Raw genomic sequence first — 22,352 nt, 5'->3', positions numbered from 1 at the left:
AAGAGGGAGTTTTTCGTATAGGTAATATATATATAATATTTAATGTTGATAGTTAAAAAACATGACAAATATTAATGAAAAAATTGTTTTATAATTAACATATAACAAAGAATTTCGGGGTTGATTATTATGAATTAATATAATATACTATATTTGAAATGAGAGGTTATTTATCCTTTTATTTATTTTATATTAGTTTTGGGGTTAATCATGTTGTGAAAATTTTTTCATTATACTGAAATAAGTATTGATCAATTCTTTATAAAAAGAATAAATAACCTACGATAAATTAAGTAAAATTTTTTATGTAATTTGGGGTTAAATATATTTAATTAGAATGGGGGAATATGTTATGTTAATGCCGTATAAAAATGAGCCATTTACTAATTTTTCTTTAAAAGAAAATCAAGATGCTATGTTAGAAGCTTTAAAATTAATCGATAGTGAAAAGGGTAAACACTTTCCACTTGTAATAAATGGAGAAAAAATAGATACTGATGAAAAAATAGTATCTAAAAACCCATCAAACTTCAATGAGGTTATAGGAACTACAGCTAAGGCTACAGTTGAACTTGCTGAAAAAGCTGTTCAATCTGCTTTAACTGCTTTTGAATCTTGGAAAAATGTTTGTCCTGCAGAAAGAGCTAATTATCTTTTCAATGTAGCGGCAATAATGAGACGTCGTAAACATGAATTCTCAGCTTTACTTGTAGAAGAAGCTGGTAAGATTTGGGCTGAAGCTGATGCTGATACTGCAGAAGCTATTGATTTCTTAGAGTACTATGGAAGACAAATGTTAAGCTATGCAAAGGGAATGGAAATCACACCAATTCCTAATGAATTAAATGAATGTAGATATATACCACTTGGAGTGGGATTAGTTGTTGCACCTTGGAACTTCCCATTAGCTATTTTAGTAGGTATGACAGCAGCTGCGATAGTAACAGGAAATACTGTTATCATGAAACCAGCGAGTACAACTCCAATCATAGCTGCTAAGTTTATGGAAGTTTTAGAAGAGATAAGATTACCAAAAGGTGTTGTTAACTTCTTACCAGGACCAGGAGGAGCTGTTGGTGATTATTTAACTTCACATCCACAAATTAGATTTATAAACTTTACAGGATCAATGGATGTAGGTTTAAGAATAAACAGAATGGCAGCTGAAATGGCTCCAGGACAAAAATGGATTAAACGTGTTGTAGCTGAAATGGGTGGTAAAGACTTCATATTAGTAGACAGCGAAGCTGATTTAGATGCAGCTGCAAAAGCTATCGTTGCTTCAGCATTCGGATTCCAAGGCCAAAAATGTTCAGCTTGTTCAAGAGCTATTATAGTTGAAGATGTTTATGATGAAGTTGTAGCTAAAGTTGTAGAAGAGACAAAGAAATTAAAAGTTGGCCAAGCTAGGGAGTATGGGGTAAATGTATCTCCTGTTATAGATGAAAAGGCTTACAATAAGATTTTAGAATATATTGAAATAGGTAAAGGTGAAGGAAGACTTTTAGCTGGTGGAGAAAAAGCTGGCGAAAATGGATACTTTATAGCACCTACAGTTATAGCTGATATTGATAGAAATGCAAGAATAGCTCAAGAAGAAATCTTTGGACCAGTAGTTGCTATAATTAAGGCTAAAGATTTTGAAGATGGTATATCTATTGCTAATGGAACTGTTTATGGATTAACAGGAGCATTCTTCTCTAAGAATAGATGCAAGGTTGAAAAAGCTAAAAGAGAGTTACATGCAGGAAATCTTTACATTAATAGAAAGTGTACAGGAGCACTTGTAGGTGTTGAACCATTTGGTGGATTCAACATGTCAGGAACTGATTCTAAAGCAGGTGGCGCTGATTACTTATTATTATTCTTACAGGCTAAAACTATTGGGGAAGTATTTTAATAACATATATTAAAGAGAGATGCAAATTAATGCATCTCTTTTATTTTATATATAAATAAATATGATATTGTTTAAAATGGTATAAGGTGTTAGAATATCAAGTGGTTGTTATAAAATAGGGGGGGTATAATGAACAAAAGTAATCTTAACAAAACGTGTTATGATTATATATTAATCATGATAGGAGTAAGTATAGCTGCTTTTGGGGTTAATCAGTTTTTAGTCCCTGCGAACTTAGTAATTGGTGGATTAGCTGGACTTGCTATTGTAATTGAACACATTACTAAGGCTACTATAGGATATGGTGTACCTCTTTGGATGAGCAATATAATAATTAATATTCCTTTATTTGCTATAAGTATAAAACAAAGGGGACTTAAATTCGGTACAAAATCTATGTTTGCGGCGATGTACTTCTCTGTAGCACTGTGGTATACAGAATTTATTCCGAGGGTTCTAATTAATGAAAATTTATTTCTATCCTCTATTTATGGCGCAATATCTTTGGGGGCTGGAGTAGGATTGGTGCTTAGAGCCTCAGCTACAACAGGTGGAAGTGATATGGCAGCTAGTATTATACAGTATAAATTTGAGTCTTTAACTATTGCTAAAATAATGATGTTTATAGACTCTACTATTATACTAATGGGAGCTATTGTTTTTGGGGTTGAAAGGGCTATGTATGCATTGGTTTCCGTTTATGTGGTATCTAAAGTGGTTTCTACTATAGTAGAGGGTGTAAATTTTGCTAAGGCTGTACTAATTATTTCTAACAAATCTACTGAGATATCAGAGAGTGTAGCATCTAAACTAAAAAGGGGTTCTACATATATAAAAGGAAGAGGAATGTATACTAAAGTAGAAAAAGATATGCTCTTTATTGTAGTATCACAAAAACAGATTGTATCTTTGAGGAAGATTGTAAAGGACATTGATCCTAAGGCTTTTATTACTGTAAGTGATGTTAGAGAGGCTTTGGGAGAAGGGTTTATGAAATTATAATATACTAATAACCTACATATAAAGTCTTGTATAATGTAATTTAAGTTAAAAATCTACATTATACAAGATTTTTCTTATATAATGTTTACTACTTTGGAAAAAAATATTATAATAAAAGAGTATATGGATTATTGTGACAAAGGGTGAGTGTATTGAATGCTTTTATAGAGGGATTAAGTAGTATTATAAAGCCAGTTAATAAAAGTAAGGTTATATTGCCATTTACAAAAGAAAAAAATTATAAAATTGATTTATGCCGTGTTATAAATGAAACTTTCAAAAAAATAGATAAGGAAATAGAAAAGTTTAATATACATAATGAAGATTTTGAAGTTAATCAAAAATTATTAGACTCTATAATGTACATAGGTAGATTTACATCTTTTGAAGAGACAATCAGTATATTGAAGATTTATAAAAAGGTTCTAAATATGGGTGTTATGAACTCAGTAAATTTAAATTGTTATAAAAAATTAAAAAAGATTAATTTGCATAATGATTTTTTTGATAATTTAGAACAAATAGCTTACAAAAAATATTATAAAGAGTTTTATAATTTTGCGGATTTTAATGAAATAACTAAAAAGGCTTCTATGCTTATCTTCGCATATTCAGGTGATAAGTTGAAGTATATTAATTCCGTAGCGGAAGAATGTATAGGGTATAGTTTATTTGAGTTACAGTCAAACGGGCTAGAAAGTATATGTTGTCCGAGCTATTCTAAAATTTTAACAAGATTAAGATTGTCGGCAAATAACTGTAGTAAACCGGTTAAAGACGAAATAAAGATAAAAGATAAAAGTGGTAATTTTAAGTGGATATACATAATTAAAGGTGATATAAACACAGGATCAGAAGATAGTACCATAATTTTTGCCTTTGATATTACAGAAAAGAAACGTATGCAGCAAGAATTGGTTAAAAGTGAAAAAAGATATAAAACAGTATTAGATCTTATGCCAGATGCCTTATTTATTTGTGAGGAAGAGAAAATTGTTTATACTAACAATTCTGGTATTGAGATGTTGGGTGGGGATTCCTTAGAAAAAATTAAGGACAAATCCTTTTATGAATTTTTTAACTATAATAGAGATAGTAAAAGTAAAGTAAAAGTAAGGGTTAGTGATTTAGAAAATAAGAAAGATAATAAAACTATTAAGATAAAATTAAAAAGAAAAAAGGATAGAAGAAACCTGAATTTAGAAATTAAGTGTGCGCTTATACCTTACAAAGGTAAAAAGGCTTTGTTAAGTATAGTGAGAGATATTACGGAGAGTAATAAGATAGATAGACTTCAAAAAAAAGTTTTAGAGAAAACGTTACTGTTAAAACAGGCTAGAGAACTTGATAAAATAAAATCAGAAATTTTTAGCAATATATCTCATGAAATTAGAACACCTCTAAATATAATTTTTTCTGCTAATCAGTTTATGATAAAACTTATACAGGAAGATATAGAAGTAGAACAGAAAAAGGATAAATTAAGAGAATACATAAACATGTCGATGCAAAATTCCTATAGAATATTAAGATTAGTTAATAATATTATTGATCTTAGCAGAGTGGAGCTTGGATATATGCCTTTAGAGTTAAAATGTTATAATATTGTAGAGGTTGTGGAGGATATCACAATGGCTGTATCTAATTATTTACATGATAGAGAAGTTAATTTGGTATTCGATACTAATGTGGAAGAAAAATATATGTACTTTGATTTAGATAAAATTAAACGAGTGATGTTGAATTTATTATCTAATGCAATAAAGTTTTCTGGAAGAGGAAGTGAAGTCTTAGTAAACTTAAATGCTAGTAAAAATAAGGTTGTCATTTCTGTAAAAGATAATGGAATAGGAATACCTAAAAATAAACAAAAAGAGATATTTAAAATATTTACTCAAGTAGATAAGTCTTTTAGCAGGATGGCTGAAGGTACGGGAGTTGGATTATCTGTAGTTAATGCTTTTGTCAAAATGCATAGTGGTAGAGTTTATGTAAATAGCGAATTCGGAGGAGGAAGTGAATTTGTTATAGATATTCCTTGTAGTAAGTATAGTTTAAAAGAAGAAGAAAAAATAAATAATTTGAATTTAGTAGAAGAAAAAGATATGCTTAGTATAGAGTTTTCTGATATATATAATAATTAATTATACATAAAATTATATAGTTTAATTTATTAATTAAAAAAGGGCTGAGTGGAATTTAATCAGCTCTTTTTAATTTAATAAACCATTTACAGTATATTGTATTAATTCTTCCTTTTTGAAGTAAGGAGCTAGAAATACAAACATTTTTTCGTTACCACAGTTATTGCAAGTACAGTAACAGAAATGATGAGGAGTACCCTCTATAAATTCTACAGACATGTCCTCTATTTTGAAATTTTTGCCACAAAACTCACAAGGGGTTTCATGGATTATTGAATATTCACTTTCTATGTATACCATAGTTTCTTTATGAATCATTAATACCTCCTAGGTTGAAATACTTATGACTTATTACAATAAATTTATGTTAACACTAAAATAAGTTAAAAACAAGGGAAAATTCCGTCAGTACACGCATATAAATTATTGTATAAGTGTAGTGGGGGGGTTTTTTATGATTAATATTATTTGGTTTTTTTTAATTGTTAGTGGTATAGGTTTTGGAATATTTAATGGACGAGGTGAAATTGTATCTAAGGCTATCGTAAACTCAGCTGGTTCAACAGTTCAACTTATAATAAATTTAGTTGGTATATTGGCTTTATGGTGTGGGGTTATAAAGATACTTCAGGAAAGTGGAGTTATGAGAGGGATAGCTAAATTATTGAAGCCTGTATTAAAAGTAATATTTAGGGATGAGGCAAGAAGTGAAAAAGCAATGGAGGCTATAATTATGAACTTATCTGCTAATATGATGGGTGTATCTAATGCGGCTACCCCAGCCGGTATAAAAGCTATGGAAGAGATGCAAAAATTAAACCCAGATAAAAGTAAAGCATCTAATGATATGGTTTTATTTTTGGTGTTAAACGCTACTTGTATTCAATTATTGCCTACAACTATTATTTCTGTTAGAGCAGCATATAATTCTAAAAATCCAGCGATAATAATTCTTCCAGCTATTATATCTACAGCTATTGCATCGATTGCGGGTATAGTCTTTTGTAAGATATTGCAAAAATATTTTTAGGGGGTGGATTTATGGGGGTTACAAATAACTTAGTATCACTAATTATTGGGTGTGTAGTGGTTATAGGGATATTAAAGGGTGTCAGGGTCTATGAATGTTTTATAGAAGGTGCTAAAGAAGGTATAAATATTTGTTTGAATATATTCCCTTATCTATTAGCTATGATTTTAGCGGTTGCTATAATAAGAGAGTCAGGACTTTTGGATGGAGTTATAAAGGTTTTGAATAAAGTAACATCTATATTTAATTTGCCTTCAGAAGTACTTCCATTAGTGCTAATAAAGCCTTTATCTGGAAGTGGTGCTTTAGGAGTATTTACAGATATTATAAAAAGTCATGGACCTGATACTTATATAGGTATACTTGCGTCCATAATAATGGGAACAACGGAAACTATATTTTACACTATATCTATATATTATGGTTCAGTAAAAATAAAGAAAATAAGACATACACTTTGGGCGGCTATACTTGCAGATATAGTAGCTATAATTTCAGCTATTTACTTTACTCAGCTGCTATTAAAATGATAGCAATATAAATTTAAGGTATCTTAAAATAACCTTAAAATATCATACTAATTATTTCAGAATTGATAGATATGTGTTACTATGTTGATAAATATTTAATGGTATTTAGTTAAATTGGATATTATTATTAAAAATATAAGTGGGTGAGTATATGATAAATATAGTAGATGTGGAAAAATCCTATAATGGTAAGGATAAGGTTATAGAAAAATTAAACCTTGTAATACCAGATGGGAAGATATTTGGTTTTTTAGGTCCTAACGGAGCAGGGAAGACTACCACCATAAAAATGATTACAGGTATTATAAATCCTGATAAAGGTAGTATAAATATAGGGGGTAATGACATCATAAAAAAACCCTTAGAGGCAAAAAAGAGTTTTGGTTTTGTACCAGATAATCCAGATATATTTTTGAGATTAAAAGGAATTGAATATCTAAATTTTATGGGAGATATCTATGAGGTACCAGAAGAGATAAGAAAAAATAGGATAGAATCCTTATGTGAAAGATTTGATATGAAAAAAGCACTTGGGGATAAAATTCAAAGTTATTCTCACGGTATGAGACAAAAGATAGTTATTATGGGAGTTTTAATCCATGATCCTGACATATGGATATTAGATGAACCTTTGACTGGTCTTGATCCAAAGTCATCTTTTATTTTAAAAGAAATGATGAGAGAACATGCGAAATCTGGAAAAACTGTTTTATTCTCAACCCACGTTTTAGAAGTAGCAGAAAAATTATGTGATATAGTTGCCATTATAAATAAAGGAAAAGTATTATATTGCGGCGATTTAGAAACTTTAAGAAGAGATTACAAAGAAAATGAATCCTTAGAAAACATTTTCTTGGAGCTTACTAAAAATGAATAAGGTTTTAGTGCTAACCAAGATACTTCTAAAAAGTGGTAATGGTATGGATTTTGCTTCTGCTTCAACTAAGAAAAAAAGAAATAAGATAGGATGGTTATCTAAAGGTAAAGGGGCTTTAAGTTATTTTATTTTAATGATTTTATTTATTCCTTTTGTTTTTAATTTATTTAAGATAGCTGGTGATATGTATAAAGTTTTAAAGCCTATTAATTATGAAAGTTTTGTTTTATCATCAGGTCTTTCTATAACAAGTATGCTTATATTTGTATTTGGAATTATATCTTCAATAACTATATATTATTTTTCCAATGATTTAGAATCTCTTATATCGTTACCATTTAAGCCGTGGGAAATAGTAATAAGCAAATTTTTTAGTATTCTTATATATATGTATATTGTAGCTTTAATTGCATATACACCTTCTATTTTAGCATATGGCTTAAATGAGGGTATAACTATTACGTACATTATATATTCAATTATAGTATTTATATTTTTACCTATAATACCTCTTACCATAGGAGGAATTATAGCAATAGTCATAATGAGTTTTACGTCTGTGGTTAAAAATAAAGATAGGTTTAGAATGGTTAGTGGGATGATTACATTTATCATAGTTATGGCTATTAATATTAATATGCAAAGCTTTGAAAACTTGAGTAGTGGTAATAGAAGTATCCAATCCTTGGTGAATAATAAGGGTAATTCTATATTTTCAATTGTTAATAAAGTTATACCTACAAATATGTTTGCTATAAAAAGCTTAACTTTTAGTTCAAAGCTTCTAGGATTTTTAAATATTATTTTATTTATATCTGTATCCATACTTGCTATATACATTTTTTTAGGAATTGCTCAAAGGTTGTATTTTAAGGGTCCTATAGGAAGCGGTGAAACTAGCGGGAAGAGAAAGGTGTTAACTTCTAAGGAGTTTGCAAAGAATACTCTAAGAAGGACTTCTTATCATTCATATTTGTTAAAGGAAATAAGGCTTATATTTAGAAATCCAACGTATTTTATGAATTGTGTTTTAATGAACTTTATTTTCCCTTTATTTTTTATAATCCCTATATTAGCAAATGGGGAAGGATTTAAATATTTAAAACAGGCAAGAGGGATATTAAAGGTGGGTTCACCACATTTGAGTCTTGTTTTAGCTATATCATTAGCATGGAGTTTTGTTATTTGTACCATGGGCCCTGTTGCTGTTACTAGTATTTCAAGGGAAGGTAAAGAAATTATATTAAGTAAATTTATACCGGTAGATTATAGTATACAATTGTTTGCTAAACTTTCTTCAGGAATATTAATTAACTTGGTAGGATGTGTTATAAGTTTAGTTATGTTTATAGTAATTTTTATGCCAAATATAAAAATTATATTATCTACATGTCTTATTATGTTCTTGGGAGTAGTTTTTGCAAACTTAATTGGGATATTAATAGATATATTACATCCTAAACTTATATGGGATAATGAGCAGAAGGCTGTAAAACAAAATATGAACGTGCTTATTTATATGCTAGTAATGTTTTTAATAGCTTCAATACCTATTTTTATGGTGTTTATGCTAAGTTTATCTTACTGCAAAGCTGTTTTAGTATTTACCATACCAGTAATTATATTAGACATATTACTATGGATGGGAGTAAAAAAGATAGGAAACAATAAGATATCTAAGTTAGAATTATAGTATATTTCATAGCAAGATTAAATTCAAAGGGATAAGTTTCATTATAATGAACTTATCCCTTTTTCTCATGTAATATATAACTTAAAATGTATTAAATGTGATAAATTACTTAAGTTTATCTTTATTATCTAAACAATAATATAATATTTTTTCTATTTTTTCTTTAAATTTTCCAAGAGATTTTTTACTATAATCCGAAGAATTTATTCTATCTACCTCTTTTTTAAGTTTATTTACTAAACTATCGTAAGCTTTTTTATAATTAAAATTATTTTTATGATTATTTTTTTTCTCACTATTATTTTTTTTATGTTGCACATTGTTAATCTTTTGATTATCTTTTTGTTGTCCCAAAAATATCACCTCGAATTATTTTTAAACTTCAGTATATATAGTATGAGTGTTATGGCTAAATGGTAAGTCAAAACTAGTTAAATATAGCAATATATAATTACTTGTACACTGGTGTAGAGTAATTGAGCTGAGTATAGTAGCTAGTACTTTAATATACTTTTAAATAATACCATCTATTTGAATTTCATATAGATAAAATTTATTTCATTGATAAAAAAATAAAGTAAAAATCGTAGATTTTTTATAGTTTTAATAGTATAATGTTAGTGAAAAGATATAAGTTTGTTAAAGAAAAATTTATCGACTTAAAGTTAAGAATTTTTCTATAATTAAAGTTCAAATGAAAGGGAATAAGCTATGACGTCTGATATTGGAAGTAAGATAAAAGAATTGAGAAATAGCAGAAAATTAACATTAAAGGAGTTAAGCTCTCAAACAGATTTATCTATAGGATTTTTATCTCAACTAGAGAGAGGGCTTACTACTATAGCTATTGATTCACTAGAAAAAATAGCCTCAGTTTTAGGTGTTGATTTATCTTACTTTTTTGTTATGCCTAAGGAGAACAAAGGAAGTGTATTAAGAAACTATGAAAAGGAAGTTTTTCAAGTAGTAAATTCAAAATTTATAACGTATCATTTAACTAATGATTTAGAAAATAAAAGTTTACTTCCAAGAATAATTGAACTACTACCAGGTAATGAAGAAGAATGTGTAAGTTCATATCAACATGAGGGTGAAGAATTTGTTTACGTACTAGAGGGAATATTGACGTTGTTTTTAGACAATAACAGGTATGAGCTTTACCCGGGGGATAGTGCTCATTTTGAGTCCACTTCAATTCATAATTGGGTAAACTCTACAAATAAAATTGTAAGGATTTTAACAGTTCATACTCCGAATGCGTTTAAGAATAAAAAATAAATAAATCATTAAAAAGGGGATGCTACTTTGGAAAAGGGGATTGTTTTTAATATACAAAAGTATTCTGTTCATGATGGACCAGGAATAAGAACTACAGTATTTTTAAAAGGATGTCCATTAAATTGTTGGTGGTGCCATAATCCTGAAAGTCAAAAATTAAGAGAACAACTTATGTATTTTGATAATAAGTGTGTTGCTTGTGGAAGTTGTGTAAAGTGGTGTAAGGAAGAGGCACTATCACTAAATGACGGTAAGATAAGTATAGATGAGAGTAAGTGCACACTTTGTGGAAGATGCACAGATGTTTGCTTAAAGGGTGCTTTAGAAATTGCAGGAAAAGAAGTAGACATTAATGAACTAATGAAAGAAATTAAAAAAGATGAAATATTCTATGATCAATCAAAAGGTGGTGTTACTTTCTCAGGTGGGGAACCTTTAGTACAAATTGATTTCTTAGAGAGTATGCTGAAGGCTTGCAAAGAAGCAGAAATTCACACTACGGTGGATACCTGTGCACATGCATCATGGGATAGTTTTGAAAGAATAATTGATTATACAGATTTGTTTTTAGTGGATTTAAAGCATATTAACAGTAGTGAGCATAAAAAGTATACAGGCGTGGGAAATGAACTTATTTTAGAAAATATTAAAAAATTATCAGAGTTAAGAAAAAATTTGTTTATTAGAATTCCAATTATGCCTGGAATTAATGATTCTAAGGAAACATTAGAAGATACAGTGAAATTTTTAAAGAATATTAATATGATTCAAGTAAATCTTTTACCATATCATAGGATTGGTATGGATAAGTATAGAAGACTGAATAAGGACTATAAACTAAAAGATTTAAAAGAGCCAACAAAGAAACAAATGATGGAAATTTCAGAATATTTCAAAGATAGTGGATTTAATGTAAAAATAGGGGGTTAATCATTATGATGGAAAAAACTGAAAGAGTAAAGAAATTAAGAGAACAAAGTGTTAAGGCAGAGCCTTATATATCTTTGGAAAGAGCAAAACTTGTAACTGAAGTTTACGAAAAGTATCAGGGAGCTGTTCCTACTCCAATTTTGAGAGCTTTAGCTTTTAAAAATATTATGGAAAAGAAAAAGCTTTGTATCAATGATGGAGAATTAATAGTAGGGGAAAGAGGAGAGAAACCAGCAGCAACTCCAACTTATCCAGAACTTTGCTGCCACACTGTTGAAGATTTTGATATTATGGACAGACGTGAAAAAATATCTTTTAAAGTTTGTGATGAAGATAAAAAATATCAAGCTGAAAACATTATACCGTTCTGGGAAAATAGAGCAATGCGCCATGTTTTATTAAATGATATGCCACAAGAATGGCATGATATTTATGAAGCAGGTATAATTACTGAATTTATGGAACAAAGAGCACCAGGACATACTGTTGCTGATGATAAAATTTACAATAGGGGATTTGCTGATTTTAAAGCTCAAATCCAAGAAGAAATAGCTAAACTAGATATTTTCAATGATCCAGAATTCTATGAAAAGAAAGCTCAATTAGAAGCTATGTCTATTTGTTGTGATGGATTAATTATATACGGTAAAAGATACGCAGAGTATGCAAGAGAACTTGCTGCAAAAGAAGCAGACCCAGTTAGAAAAGAAGAATTACTTGGAATAGCTGAAAGATGTGATTGGGTTCCAGAACACGCTCCAAGAACTTTTGCTGAAGCTCTTCAAATGTACTGGTTTGTACATTTAGGTGTAATAACTGAACTTAATACTTGGGATTCTTTCTGTCCGGGAAGATTAGACCAACATTTGAATCCATACTATGAAAAAGAAATGGCTGATGGAACATTAACTAAGGAACAAGCTCACGAATTACTAGAATGTTTCTGGGTTAAGTTTAATAACCAACCTGCTCCTCCAAAGGTTGGTATAACTTTAGAAGAGAGCGGAACTTATACTGACTTCTGTAACATCAACCTTGGTGGATTAACTAAAGAAGGTAGAAATGGTGTTAATGATGTAACTTATTTAATTTTAGATGTTATTGAAGATATGAGATTATTACAACCAAGTTCTAATGTTCAAATTAGTAAGTTGAATCCTGATAAGTTTATCAAAAGAGCAGCTAAGATAGTAAGAACTGGATTTGGACAACCATCAATGTATAATGTTGAAACTATAATCGCTGAAATGTTAAGAGTAGGAAAAACTATAGAAGATGCTAGATGTGGTGGTATTAGTGGATGTGTTGAAACAGGAGCATTTGGTAAAGAGCGTTATTCATTAACTGGATATTTCAACTTACCTAAAATACTTGAAGTAACATTACACAATGGAGTAGATCCAAACACAGGAAAGCAAATAGGTCTTAAGACTGGTGAAGTTACTGAGTTTAAATCTTTCGATGAGTTATTTGATGCTTATGAAAAACAAATAAATCATTTTGCAGATATTAAAATAAAGGGTAACCAAATAATTGAAAAGTTATACGCTATAAGAATGCCAGCTCCATTTATGTCAATAGTTATTGATGATTGTATAACAAATGCTAAAGACTACAATGCAGGTGGTGCTAGATATAACACTAGATATATTCAAGGTGTTGGTATTGGAACAATAACAGATGCTTTAACTGCTATTAAATATAATGTGTTTGATAAGAAAAACTTTAGCATGGAGGAATTAGTTAAAGCTTTAAATGATAATTTTGAAGGGCATGAAGTGATTCATAATATGGTATTAAACAAAACACCTAAATATGGAAATGATGACGATTATGCAGATGATATTATGAAAGAAGTGTTTGATGCTTACTTTGACGCTATAGATGGAAGAGTAGCTCCAACTGGAGCGACTTATAGAATAGATATGTTACCAACAACTTGTCACGTTTATTTTGGTAAAGTAACAGGAGCAACTCCAGATGGAAGATTTGCTCGCAAGCCACATACAGATGGTATTTCTCCATCCAAAGGAGCAGACAAAAATGGACCAACAGGTGTTATAAAATCTGCAGCTAAAATGGATCATATAAGAACTGGTGGTACACTATTAAACCAAAAATTCACTCCATCTGTATTAGCTGGTGAAGAAGGATTGGAAAAGGTTAAAGATTTAGTTAGATCTTACTTTATATTAGGTGGACATCATATTCAGTTTAATGTTGTTGACAAGCAAACCTTAATTAATGCACAAAATGATCCAGAAGAATATAAAGATTTAATTGTTCGTGTAGCTGGATACAGTGATTATTTCTATAACTTAGATAAAGTTCTTCAAGATGAAATAATTGATAGAACGGAACAATCACTTGATTGTGGATGTGGATGCTAATTTATAGTTTAAAGTTTTTGGATTGATAAAATAAATACAATTTTCCCTTTTAAATTGATAAAAATTATACAAATTTTATTAAAAAAGTAGTATAATATAATCTAAGGAAAAGATTAATAGGTATCAGAGTGTCGAAAGACAACTTTGATACCTTCAATTTAGACGGGGGGCTTTTTAATGAGTTATAATATCAGTTTTATAGGTTGTGGAAATATGGGACATGCTATGATTGGGGGAATAGTAAAATCAGAGTTAGTTAAAAACTCCAATATATACGTAGCAGATGCATTTAAACCATGTTTAGAGAGGGTGAAATCAGAATTTGGAGTAAATACTACTTCAGATAATAAGGAAGTAGCAAAGGTTGCAGATGTTTTAATTTTATCTATAAAACCTAATATTCTTGATAAAGTAGCGGAAGAAATAAAAGATGTTATAAAAAAAGATTGTATAGTAATTAGCATAGTTGCAGGAAAAGTTATAGAACATTTAGACAATGTTTTTGGAGAAGATGTTAAAATAGTAAGAGCAATGCCGAATACACCTGCTCTAGTTGGAGAAGGTATGTCTGCTTTGTGTGGAAATGAAAATATTAAAGAAGAAGATATGGAAAGAGCAAAAGACATATTTTCTAGCTTTGGTGGGGTTGAAGTGCTTCCAGAAAATTTAATCGATGCTTTTGTTTCTGTAAGTGGTTCTTCACCGGCTTACATATTTATGTTAATTGAAGCAATGGCAGATGCTGCTGTGTGTGATGGTATTCCTAGAAATAAGGCGTATAAAATAGCTGCACAAGCAGTTTTAGGTTCAGCAAAAATGGTTATTGAAACAGGAAAACATCCAGGAGAACTAAAAGATATGGTATGTTCTCCAGGGGGAACCACTATAGAAGCTGTTGAAATTTTAGAAGAAAAGGGATTAAGACATGCTGTTATGGCTGCTATGAAAACTTGTACAGCTAAGTGTAAATTAATGGCTCAAAGTAAATAATTAGTAATTATTATTTTAGGGCAAACATAGACTTGTAAATAGATAGATATTTATAAAAATTAACATATAAAGCGATTTATATGTTAATTTAACTTTAATTATTTTTGATGTATGGGGAAGTAACAAAATAAAGGAGATGGGGAAAATGAGTAGAGTACAAAGACTTGTTGAGTTAATGAAAGAAAAATCCTTAGATGCTATGTTTATTATGAAACTTTCAAATGTTAGATATGTTAGTAGGTTTACTGACGAAGCATCTTACTTACTTGTAACAAAAAATAATAATTATTTTATTACAGATGGAAGATTTACAGAACAAGCTGAGATACAATGTCCTGAGTTTAAAGTTTTAAATTGGAGAAATATAGGGGGAAGTATCGGCGAGTGTGTAAAAGTTATATTAACTGAATGGGAAAAGGATATAACTAATATTGGTTTTGAAAAGGATAAAGTTACTTTTGGATTATATGAGGGGATAAAAAATTCCAATCCTAATATAGAATTGGTTCCAACAGCTGGTTTAGTGGATGGGCTAAGATATGTTAAGGATGCAGAAGAAAAGAAATTTATGGTTGAAGCTGCTAGAATAGCAGATAAAGCTTTTTCTGAGATTTTAAACTTTGTTAAACCAGGTATGACTGAAAATGAGGTTGCTCTTCAATTAGAATATTTTATGAGAAAAGAAGGGGCAGAAGGGGTTTCTTTTGATACTATATTAATTTCTGGTGCTAAAACTTCATTATTGCATGGAAAACCAGATGATAAAGTTATCGAGAATGGAGAATTTTTATTATTTGATTTTGGAGCACTATATAAAGGCTACCATTCAGACATGACTAGAACTATAATGATTGGTGAACCAGACGAGAAGCAGGTAGAAGTATATAATCTTGTTAGAAAAGCTGAAGAAGAAGCTGTTAAGACTGTAAAAGCTGGAGTAAAAACAGATGTGCCAGATAAAAAAGCTAGAGAAGTTTTAGAGAAGTATATTGAATATTACTACCCAGGAATAGGTCATGGTGTAGGTTTAGAGTTACATGAAGAACCATTTATAAGTAATGTAGGTAATAGATTTTTTAAAGAAGATTGTATAGTTACAGTAGAGCCTGGAATATACATACCAGGTTGGGGTGGAGTCAGAGTAGAAGATTCAGTAATTGTTACTGAAGAAGGATGCGAAGTAATTACTCACTCTTCAAAAGATTTAATTATAATAAAATAGTAAATTAAAAAATCTAGAATTTTAAAATAAATAGCACCTAAACTTATTATGGACATAATAAAGTTTTAATCCAAATAAGTTGGTGCTATTTTTTTGTTTAATTTATAGAATTTATGATAAGAAAAACTGGATAGATGATTAATTAGTATAAATAGAGTATTTACTTATATGGTTAAATGCATATATTATATTAATTGAAGGAATACAGAAGAATATTTTAAGGGGGAGATGGAATGGAGAAGGTAGATAATAAAAAATCTCTTATAGCGGATTTATCATTACTTTTGTGTGCCATTATATGGGGAGTTGGCTTTGTAGCAACAGATACAGCTTTAAAGGAAGGGATAAAACCTTTTTATACCATGGCAATTAGATTTAGTATAGCATTTGTATTTTTATGTATTTTGTTCTTTAAAAAGTTAAAGAAGGTTTCTAAAAAGGATTTAAAGGCCGGTGCAGTAGTAGGAAGTATTTTATTTTTAGCATTTTCACTTCAAACTATAGGATTACAATTTACAACACCAGGGAAACAATCTTTTCTAACAGGTATATATGTTGTTATTGTTCCTTTTCTTTATTGGATAGTAACTAAAAAGGCACCTGATAAGTATACATTTCTATCTACAGTTCTTTGTCTTTTGGGTACATCCTTACTTACATTAGATGGAGGATTTAGTATTGCAAAAGGTGATACTTTAACTTTAATATGTGCAATATTCTTTGCAGCTCAAATTGTATTTATTGAATATTACATAAAAGAAACAGACCCAGTTATACTTACTATACTGCAAATGGGAATGGCAGCAATACTATCATTAATATGTGCTTTAGTTACTAAAGAACAAGTTCCGTTAGATATATCCACTAAGGGGTGGCTTGCCGTATTTTATTTAGGTTCTGTAAGTACTATGATTGCATATATAATACAAAATGTTGCTCAAAAGTATACATCATCAACACATGCAGCGATTATTCTTTGTTTAGAAACCGTTTTTGGATCTGTATTTTCTGCAATTTTGTTGAAAGAGAAATTTACACCAAAGATGATTTTAGGATGCATAATAATATTTATAGCTTTAGTTACTTCTGAAACTAAGTTAAAGTTTCTGAGAAGAAGTAATTTGAAGAAAGACTTAAGTGAATAAAGTTGAATATAAATAAGAAAATTTTCATAATATAAGGGAATAGACATATAAAAAAATCAGAGGATAATACCTCTGATTTTTTAAGGGGTTAGCACAAAAATTTCGTGCTCCATATGGGGGGATACATATATAATTTAGGGGGATCATATATGTATTTATAGTATTAACATAAAATTTGTTTTTAAACATACTTTTTAGAAAAGTTTAAAAATAATTTTTATTTACATATAATTTCTTTTAATAAATCAATAGGGTATAAGTATTATTAATCTTGACATAATAAAATCTATACTATATATTATTGATAATAGAAAAATTTATATATTTAAAGACTATGAAGAGAAGAGTAATAAATTTATATATTTAAAGAGAGCTAGGTTAGGTGAAAGCTAGCAATATAGAAGTTTATGAATATGGACTCTGAGTCTAGTTTTTGAGCTTATTATGCGGATAAGTAAAATTACTACGTTAGCATACGTTAAATTGCATGGTTATATATTTATAAAAGTTATTTATAAATATGCAACCTATTGAGACATTTGTAGAGATATAAATGTGAATTAGAGTGGTAACGCGATGAAACGCCTCTAAGCAGTAATGCTTAGAGGATTTTTTATTTTATATAATAAATAACAATATAATTTAAACTAAATATGATTCAATAATTATTGAAAAATTAAGGAGGTATATATATGTGTAATAAAAAACCTTTCTACATTACAACTCCAATATATTATCCATCTGCAAAGCTTCATATTGGTAATACTTATACCACTGTAGCTGCAGATGCAGTAGCAAGATTTAAAAGGTTAACAGGACATGATGTAATGTTTTTAACAGGGACAGATGAACATGGTCAAAAAATTCAAAGACTTGCTGAGAAAAAGGGAGTAACACCAAAAGAATATGTAGATGAGATAGTAGCAGGTATTAGAAAGTTATGGGACATCATGGATGTTAAGTATGATACATTTATAAGAACTACAGATAAACATCACATGGATACAGTAGGAAAGATATTCAAAAAATTATATGACCAAGGTGATATTTATAAAAGTTCTTATGAAGGATTATATTGCACACCTTGCGAATCATTTTGGACAGATACACAAGCAGAAGGTGGGAAATGCCCTGATTGTGGAAGACCTGTAGAGAAAGCTAAAGAAGAAGCCTATTTTTTAAAAATGTCTAAATACGCACCTAAGCTTATAGAATATATAGAAACTCATCCAGAGTTTATTCAACCAGAATCAAGAAAAAATGAAATGTTAAATAATTTTTTAAAACCAGGGTTACAAGACTTATGTGTATCTAGAACCTCTTTTGATTGGGGAATACCAGTGGAATTTGATAAAGGACACGTAGTTTATGTATGGATAGATGCTCTTTCAAATTATATTTCAGCTCTCGGATATGAAAACTCTGAGGAAAACATAATGGAAAGATACTGGCCAGCAGATGTACATTTAGTAGGAAAAGATATTATAAGATTCCATACTATCTATTGGCCAATTATGTTAATGGCCCTAGATTTACCTCTTCCAAAACAAGTTTTTGGCCATGGTTGGTTGATGCTTGAAGATGGTAAAATGTCAAAATCTAAAGGTAATGTAGTGGATCCTGAAATGCTTGTTAGTCATTTTGGTGTAGATGCTGTAAGATATTATTTGTTACATGAAATTCCATTTGGATCAGACGGAATATTTAGCAATGAAATATTTATCAAAAAAACAAATTCTGATCTTGCAAATGACCTTGGAAACTTGGTATCAAGAACAGTTACTATGATAGATAAATATTTTGGAGGAGAAATTCCAGAGATAGGGGAAAAGGCTGATATAGATGAGGAACTTATTTCTCTTGCATTAGCTACTCCTAAAAAGGTAGAAGAAGCCATTGACAATTTAAGAATACCAGTTGCCCTAGATAGTATATGGTCACTAATTAGAAGAACAAATAAATTTATAGATGAAACAGAGCCTTGGGTATTAGGTAAAGATGAAGATAAAAAGTCAAGACTTGGCACAGTCTTATATATTTTAAGTGAATCTATAAGATTTTCTTCTATACTTTTAAGTGCTTTCTTACCAAAGGCTAGTGAAAGAATAAATGAGCAATTAGGAATTAAAAAAGATTCATTTGAAAGTCTAAATGAGTTTAACGGGACTATATCTGGTACTAGGGTAAATAAAAACGGTGTAATATTCCCAAGGATAGATGTAGAAGCTAAACTTCAAGAACTTGAAAAGATTTCAGAAGAACAAAGACAAAAAGCTAAGGAAGCTTTAGGTATAGAAAAAGAGCAAGAGATGATTCCTATAAAAGAAGAGATTACTATAGAGGATTTTGAAAAAATAGACTTAAGGGTAGTAAAAGTACTGGAATGTGAACCTGTTAAAAAAGCAAATAAATTACTAAAATTAAAAGTGGATTTAGGTGGAGAAGTTAGACAAATTATATCTGGAATAGCTAAGTTCTATAAACCAGAAGATTTGATTGGTAAAAAAGTTGTTTTAGTTGCCAATTTAAAACCAGCGAAATTAAGAGGGGAACTATCTCAAGGAATGATTTTATCAGCAGCTACTAATGATGATAGTGAACTTAAAGTAACTTCTGTGGCAGATAATATTCCAACAGGTAGTATTGTAAGATAGTAAAATGTATGTAAAAATAACTTTGAGCATTCTTTAATTCTCAAAGTTATTTTTATTTAAGAAATATATTCTATAAAAATTATATATAAACTTTGTAAATTATATAGGTAAGTTGACTATTATATTATAAAATAGTAAAACATATATATTAAGATTTATTTTAACTAAAAGAGGTGAATTTAATGAAGTACGTTATTTCTATAATAGTGGGCGCGGTTATTGGTTATTTTACAAATTGGCTTGCTATAAAGATGTTATTTAAACCTCGTGAAGAGAAGAGGATTTTAGGTTTTAAGGTTCCATTTACACCTGGACTTATACCAAAAGAGAGATATAGAATTTCTAGGAGTGTGGGAGAAGCTATTGGCGAACACTTAATTACTGAAGATACCCTTATTAAGTCTTTAAAGAAAAAAGAGGTTAAAGAAGCAGTTAAAAAGGAGATTCTAAATAAATTTAAAACATTATTTAATAGTAATAAAAAAATAAAAGTGTTGTTACATGATATGTTTAAAGGAAAAGAACAAGAAATAATACAAAAGTTTTCTAACAGTATAAATCATTCATTAATATCTTATGCAAGGCGCGATGAGTTTAAAGATGCTATATATTTAGGGATTAAAAGTGAATCCCAAGTATTTATTAAGAGACCAATTTATGATTATTTAAAAGAATCAGATAGAATGCATATAAAAGCTACTATGAATGAAGAGGTTTATAGGTATATGGATTCTAAAAAAGTTGAAGAATATATAAAAGAATATTTAATAAAGGTAATAAATAAAAAAATCCAGAAAAATGAAAGTTTAGACTCAATTGTATCACAAAAAAGTATAGATATGATTAAGAATTATATATATAACCATAGGAATGAAATTGTAGCTGAAATTGAAAAGTTTCTGCAAAAAGAAGATATGGAAAAAGAAATAAAAACTATATTATATGATGCTGTTAAAACGAAGTTAAATCCTATGGTAGCTATGTTTATAAATGTTGATACATTGTACGAAAAAGCAATTCCTATCATTATGGAAAATTTAGAAAAAGAAAAGGCTAAGATAGCCATTATTTCATTTATAAATAAACAAATTGATAAATTTGCCAAAAAGGAAATATCAGAAATTGTAGAAGAGTTTTCTAAAGAAGATGGAGAGGATTTAATTAACAATATAGTTTCATTACTTAGTAATGAACTATTAACAAAAGATCTAGTTAAAGAGATAATAAATCTTATAGAAATAAAATTAAAGGAAGATAGAGTTACTTTTGAGGATCTTTTAAATATGATTAAATTTAATGGAAAAGATACTTTTGATAAAGTATATAAAAAACTAGTTTCACCAAAGAATCTTGATTCTACAATAGCACCAACTCTTCAAAGCTTAATAGCAGAGTTGCTTAATAAGAATTTAAATGAGATAATTCCGGAGAATGCTGGAAATATGCATCTTACAGAATTAGATGCATGGATAGATAATATTTATGGCAATTTGTTTAAAGTTGAAAGTAAAAATATATTTAAGGCTTTGAATATCTCTTCTATGGTAGAAGAAAAAATAAATGAGCTTGATGTTGAATTTACAGAAAAAATTGTTTTAGATATTGCAAGTAAAGAATTAAATGCAATTACTTGGTTAGGTGCTCTTTTGGGTGGGATAATTGGAATATTAACTCCTATTATCAATAATATTATGTAAATAGAAATGGAGTGGTATAGGTGATTTTTGATTCTCATGCACATTATGATGATGAAAGTTTTGATGAAGATAGACATGAACTTTTAGAAGGTTTGAATAAAGATAGAGGTATCATAGGAATATTAAACTGTGGCTCATCTATTGAAGGGGCTAGAGATTCATTTAAACTTGCTAAGAAATATGACTTCATATATGCAGCAGTTGGAGTTCATCCAGAATATGCTGATATAGTTTCAGATGATATTATAAAAGAAATAAAAGAAATGGCTAAAGATAATAAAGTTAGAGCTATAGGTGAAATAGGATTAGATTATTACTGGGAGGAGAATCCATCAAAAGAAGTGCAAAAAGAAGCTTTTAGAAAGCAAATGGAGCTTGCAAGGGAACTAAATCTTCCTGTAGTGATACATGATAGAGATGCACATAAAGATACCCTTGATATAATTAAAGAATTTCCAGATGTAAAAGGTGTTGTACATTGTTTTTCAGGAAGTGTTGAGTTTGCTAAAGAATGTTTAAATCAGGGATATTACATTGGAATCACAGGAGTTGTAACATTTAAAAATGCAAAAAAAATTATAGAGGTTGTAGAGACAGTTCCAATGGAAAGGCTTTTAGTAGAAACGGATTGTCCTTATATGGCACCGACTCCTCATAGAGGAGAAAGAAACAGGTCGGACTATATTGAATATGTTATTGAAAAGATAGCTGAAATTAAAAAGTTAAAAAGTGAGGAAATAGAAAAAATAACCATTGACAATGTTAAAAAACTTCTAAATTTATAGTAAATACGGAATTAATATGATATAATATCTTAAGTGAAAAAATATATGAAATTTTTTCCAAGTTTTCAATTGTTTATTTTACCTG

General features: G+C 29.2%; 18 protein-coding genes. 16 read left to right on the top strand and 2 right to left on the bottom strand.

The features are described 5' to 3' along the window. Positions 1-352: 352 nt before the first annotated feature. The 3 genes from pruA to FGL08_RS11300 all read left to right on the top strand — a co-directional run bounded on the left by pruA (position 353) and on the right by FGL08_RS11300 (position 5,046). Positions 353-1,900 (top strand): L-glutamate gamma-semialdehyde dehydrogenase, encoded by a 1,548-nt coding sequence (gene pruA / locus FGL08_RS11310; protein WP_138210892.1) that lies wholly within the window; start codon positions 353-355, stop codon positions 1,898-1,900. A 129-nt stretch (positions 1,901-2,029) separates the two neighbouring features. Next, complete coding sequence (locus FGL08_RS11305) at positions 2,030-2,902, top strand: YitT family protein (RefSeq protein WP_138210891.1); 873 nt, start codon at positions 2,030-2,032, stop codon at positions 2,900-2,902. A 152-nt stretch (positions 2,903-3,054) separates the two neighbouring features. Next, entirely contained in the window at positions 3,055-5,046 is a 1,992-nt protein-coding gene (locus FGL08_RS11300; protein WP_138210890.1) for a sensor histidine kinase, read from the top strand. Between the two features lie 69 nt (positions 5,047-5,115). Here the strand turns inward: FGL08_RS11300 and FGL08_RS11295 are convergent, their stop codons facing one another. After that, positions 5,116-5,364 (bottom strand): metal-binding protein, encoded by a 249-nt coding sequence (locus tag FGL08_RS11295; RefSeq protein WP_138210889.1) that lies wholly within the window; start codon positions 5,362-5,364, stop codon positions 5,116-5,118. Between the two features lie 136 nt (positions 5,365-5,500). Here FGL08_RS11295 and FGL08_RS11290 point away from each other — a divergent pair, with 136 nt between their 5' ends. From FGL08_RS11290 to FGL08_RS11275, 4 genes are all read left to right on the top strand, one after another. After that, positions 5,501-6,076, top strand: coding sequence for a nucleoside recognition domain-containing protein (locus FGL08_RS11290; RefSeq protein WP_138210888.1), 576 nt, complete (start codon positions 5,501-5,503; stop codon positions 6,074-6,076). 11 nt (positions 6,077-6,087) lie between these two features. Beyond that, positions 6,088-6,606, top strand: a complete 519-nt coding sequence (locus FGL08_RS11285; protein WP_138210887.1) for a spore maturation protein — start codon at positions 6,088-6,090, stop codon at positions 6,604-6,606. 151 nt (positions 6,607-6,757) lie between these two features. Next, positions 6,758-7,483, top strand: a complete 726-nt coding sequence (locus FGL08_RS11280) for an ABC transporter ATP-binding protein (protein ID WP_138210886.1) — start codon at positions 6,758-6,760, stop codon at positions 7,481-7,483. After that, entirely contained in the window at positions 7,476-9,176 is a 1,701-nt protein-coding gene (locus tag FGL08_RS11275; protein ID WP_138210885.1) for a putative ABC transporter permease subunit, read from the top strand. Before FGL08_RS11280 ends, FGL08_RS11275 begins: the two co-directional genes overlap by 8 nt. A 105-nt stretch (positions 9,177-9,281) precedes the next feature. On the opposite strand, the gene FGL08_RS11270 is transcribed toward FGL08_RS11275, so the two are convergent. Beyond that, positions 9,282-9,530, bottom strand: coding sequence for a hypothetical protein (locus FGL08_RS11270; RefSeq protein WP_138210884.1), 249 nt, complete (start codon positions 9,528-9,530; stop codon positions 9,282-9,284). 357 nt (positions 9,531-9,887) lie between these two features. Here FGL08_RS11270 and FGL08_RS11265 point away from each other — a divergent pair, with 357 nt between their 5' ends. From FGL08_RS11265 to FGL08_RS11225, 9 genes are all read left to right on the top strand, one after another. After that, positions 9,888-10,454 (top strand): helix-turn-helix domain-containing protein, encoded by a 567-nt coding sequence (locus tag FGL08_RS11265; RefSeq protein ID WP_138210883.1) that lies wholly within the window; start codon positions 9,888-9,890, stop codon positions 10,452-10,454. Between the two features lie 27 nt (positions 10,455-10,481). Next, positions 10,482-11,384: a trans-4-hydroxy-L-proline dehydratase activase gene (locus FGL08_RS11260; protein ID WP_138210882.1), complete on the top strand. Its 903-nt coding sequence runs from the start codon at positions 10,482-10,484 to the stop codon at positions 11,382-11,384. A 5-nt stretch (positions 11,385-11,389) separates the two neighbouring features. Continuing rightward, positions 11,390-13,774 (top strand): trans-4-hydroxy-L-proline dehydratase, encoded by a 2,385-nt coding sequence (gene hypD, locus FGL08_RS11255; RefSeq protein WP_138210881.1) that lies wholly within the window; start codon positions 11,390-11,392, stop codon positions 13,772-13,774. A 177-nt stretch (positions 13,775-13,951) separates the two neighbouring features. Beyond that, positions 13,952-14,764: a pyrroline-5-carboxylate reductase gene (proC, locus tag FGL08_RS11250; protein WP_138210880.1), complete on the top strand. Its 813-nt coding sequence runs from the start codon at positions 13,952-13,954 to the stop codon at positions 14,762-14,764. A 145-nt stretch (positions 14,765-14,909) separates the two neighbouring features. Beyond that, complete coding sequence (locus FGL08_RS11245; RefSeq protein ID WP_138210879.1) at positions 14,910-15,986, top strand: M24 family metallopeptidase; 1,077 nt, start codon at positions 14,910-14,912, stop codon at positions 15,984-15,986. 233 nt (positions 15,987-16,219) lie between these two features. Then, the gene (locus tag FGL08_RS11240; RefSeq protein WP_138210878.1) at positions 16,220-17,131 is read left to right on the top strand and encodes a DMT family transporter; all 912 of its coding nucleotides are present in this window, start codon (positions 16,220-16,222) and stop codon (positions 17,129-17,131) included. Between the two features lie 692 nt (positions 17,132-17,823). Next, entirely contained in the window at positions 17,824-19,785 is a 1,962-nt protein-coding gene (metG, locus tag FGL08_RS11235) for a methionine--tRNA ligase (RefSeq protein WP_138210877.1), read from the top strand. Between the two features lie 182 nt (positions 19,786-19,967). Beyond that, entirely contained in the window at positions 19,968-21,482 is a 1,515-nt protein-coding gene (locus FGL08_RS11230) for a DUF445 family protein (protein ID WP_138210876.1), read from the top strand. A gap of 20 nt (positions 21,483-21,502) precedes the next feature. After that, entirely contained in the window at positions 21,503-22,267 is a 765-nt protein-coding gene (locus FGL08_RS11225; protein WP_138210875.1) for a TatD family hydrolase, read from the top strand. Positions 22,268-22,352: the final 85 nt, after the last annotated feature.

The sequence above is a fragment of the Hathewaya histolytica genome, assembly GCF_901482605.1.
In the GTDB taxonomy this organism is placed as follows: domain Bacteria; phylum Bacillota; class Clostridia; order Clostridiales; family Clostridiaceae; genus Hathewaya; species Hathewaya histolytica.
Note: the sequence above shows the minus strand (reverse complement) of the source record. Positions and strands in the feature narration are given on the sequence as shown.

What these genes read in the sequence shown, in the direction of transcription:
- FGL08_RS11265 (WP_138210883.1), top strand. Translation starts at nt 9,888, where the DNA reads ATGACGTCTGATATTGGAAGTAAGATAAAAGAATTGAGAAATAGCAGA.
- hypD (WP_138210881.1), top strand. Translation starts at nt 11,390, where the DNA reads ATGATGGAAAAAACTGAAAGAGTAAAGAAATTAAGAGAACAAAGTGTT.
- pruA (WP_138210892.1), top strand. Translation starts at nt 353, where the DNA reads ATGTTAATGCCGTATAAAAATGAGCCATTTACTAATTTTTCTTTAAAA.
- FGL08_RS11230 (WP_138210876.1), top strand. Translation starts at nt 19,968, where the DNA reads ATGAAGTACGTTATTTCTATAATAGTGGGCGCGGTTATTGGTTATTTT.
- FGL08_RS11240 (WP_138210878.1), top strand. Translation starts at nt 16,220, where the DNA reads ATGGAGAAGGTAGATAATAAAAAATCTCTTATAGCGGATTTATCATTA.
- metG (WP_138210877.1), top strand. Translation starts at nt 17,824, where the DNA reads ATGTGTAATAAAAAACCTTTCTACATTACAACTCCAATATATTATCCA.
- FGL08_RS11280 (WP_138210886.1), top strand. Translation starts at nt 6,758, where the DNA reads ATGATAAATATAGTAGATGTGGAAAAATCCTATAATGGTAAGGATAAG.
- FGL08_RS11295 (WP_138210889.1), bottom strand. Translation starts at nt 5,364, where the DNA reads ATGATTCATAAAGAAACTATGGTATACATAGAAAGTGAATATTCAATA.
- FGL08_RS11275 (WP_138210885.1), top strand. Translation starts at nt 7,476, where the DNA reads ATGAATAAGGTTTTAGTGCTAACCAAGATACTTCTAAAAAGTGGTAAT.
- proC (WP_138210880.1), top strand. Translation starts at nt 13,952, where the DNA reads ATGAGTTATAATATCAGTTTTATAGGTTGTGGAAATATGGGACATGCT.
- FGL08_RS11290 (WP_138210888.1), top strand. Translation starts at nt 5,501, where the DNA reads ATGATTAATATTATTTGGTTTTTTTTAATTGTTAGTGGTATAGGTTTT.
- FGL08_RS11245 (WP_138210879.1), top strand. Translation starts at nt 14,910, where the DNA reads ATGAGTAGAGTACAAAGACTTGTTGAGTTAATGAAAGAAAAATCCTTA.
- FGL08_RS11305 (WP_138210891.1), top strand. Translation starts at nt 2,030, where the DNA reads ATGAACAAAAGTAATCTTAACAAAACGTGTTATGATTATATATTAATC.
- FGL08_RS11285 (WP_138210887.1), top strand. Translation starts at nt 6,088, where the DNA reads ATGGGGGTTACAAATAACTTAGTATCACTAATTATTGGGTGTGTAGTG.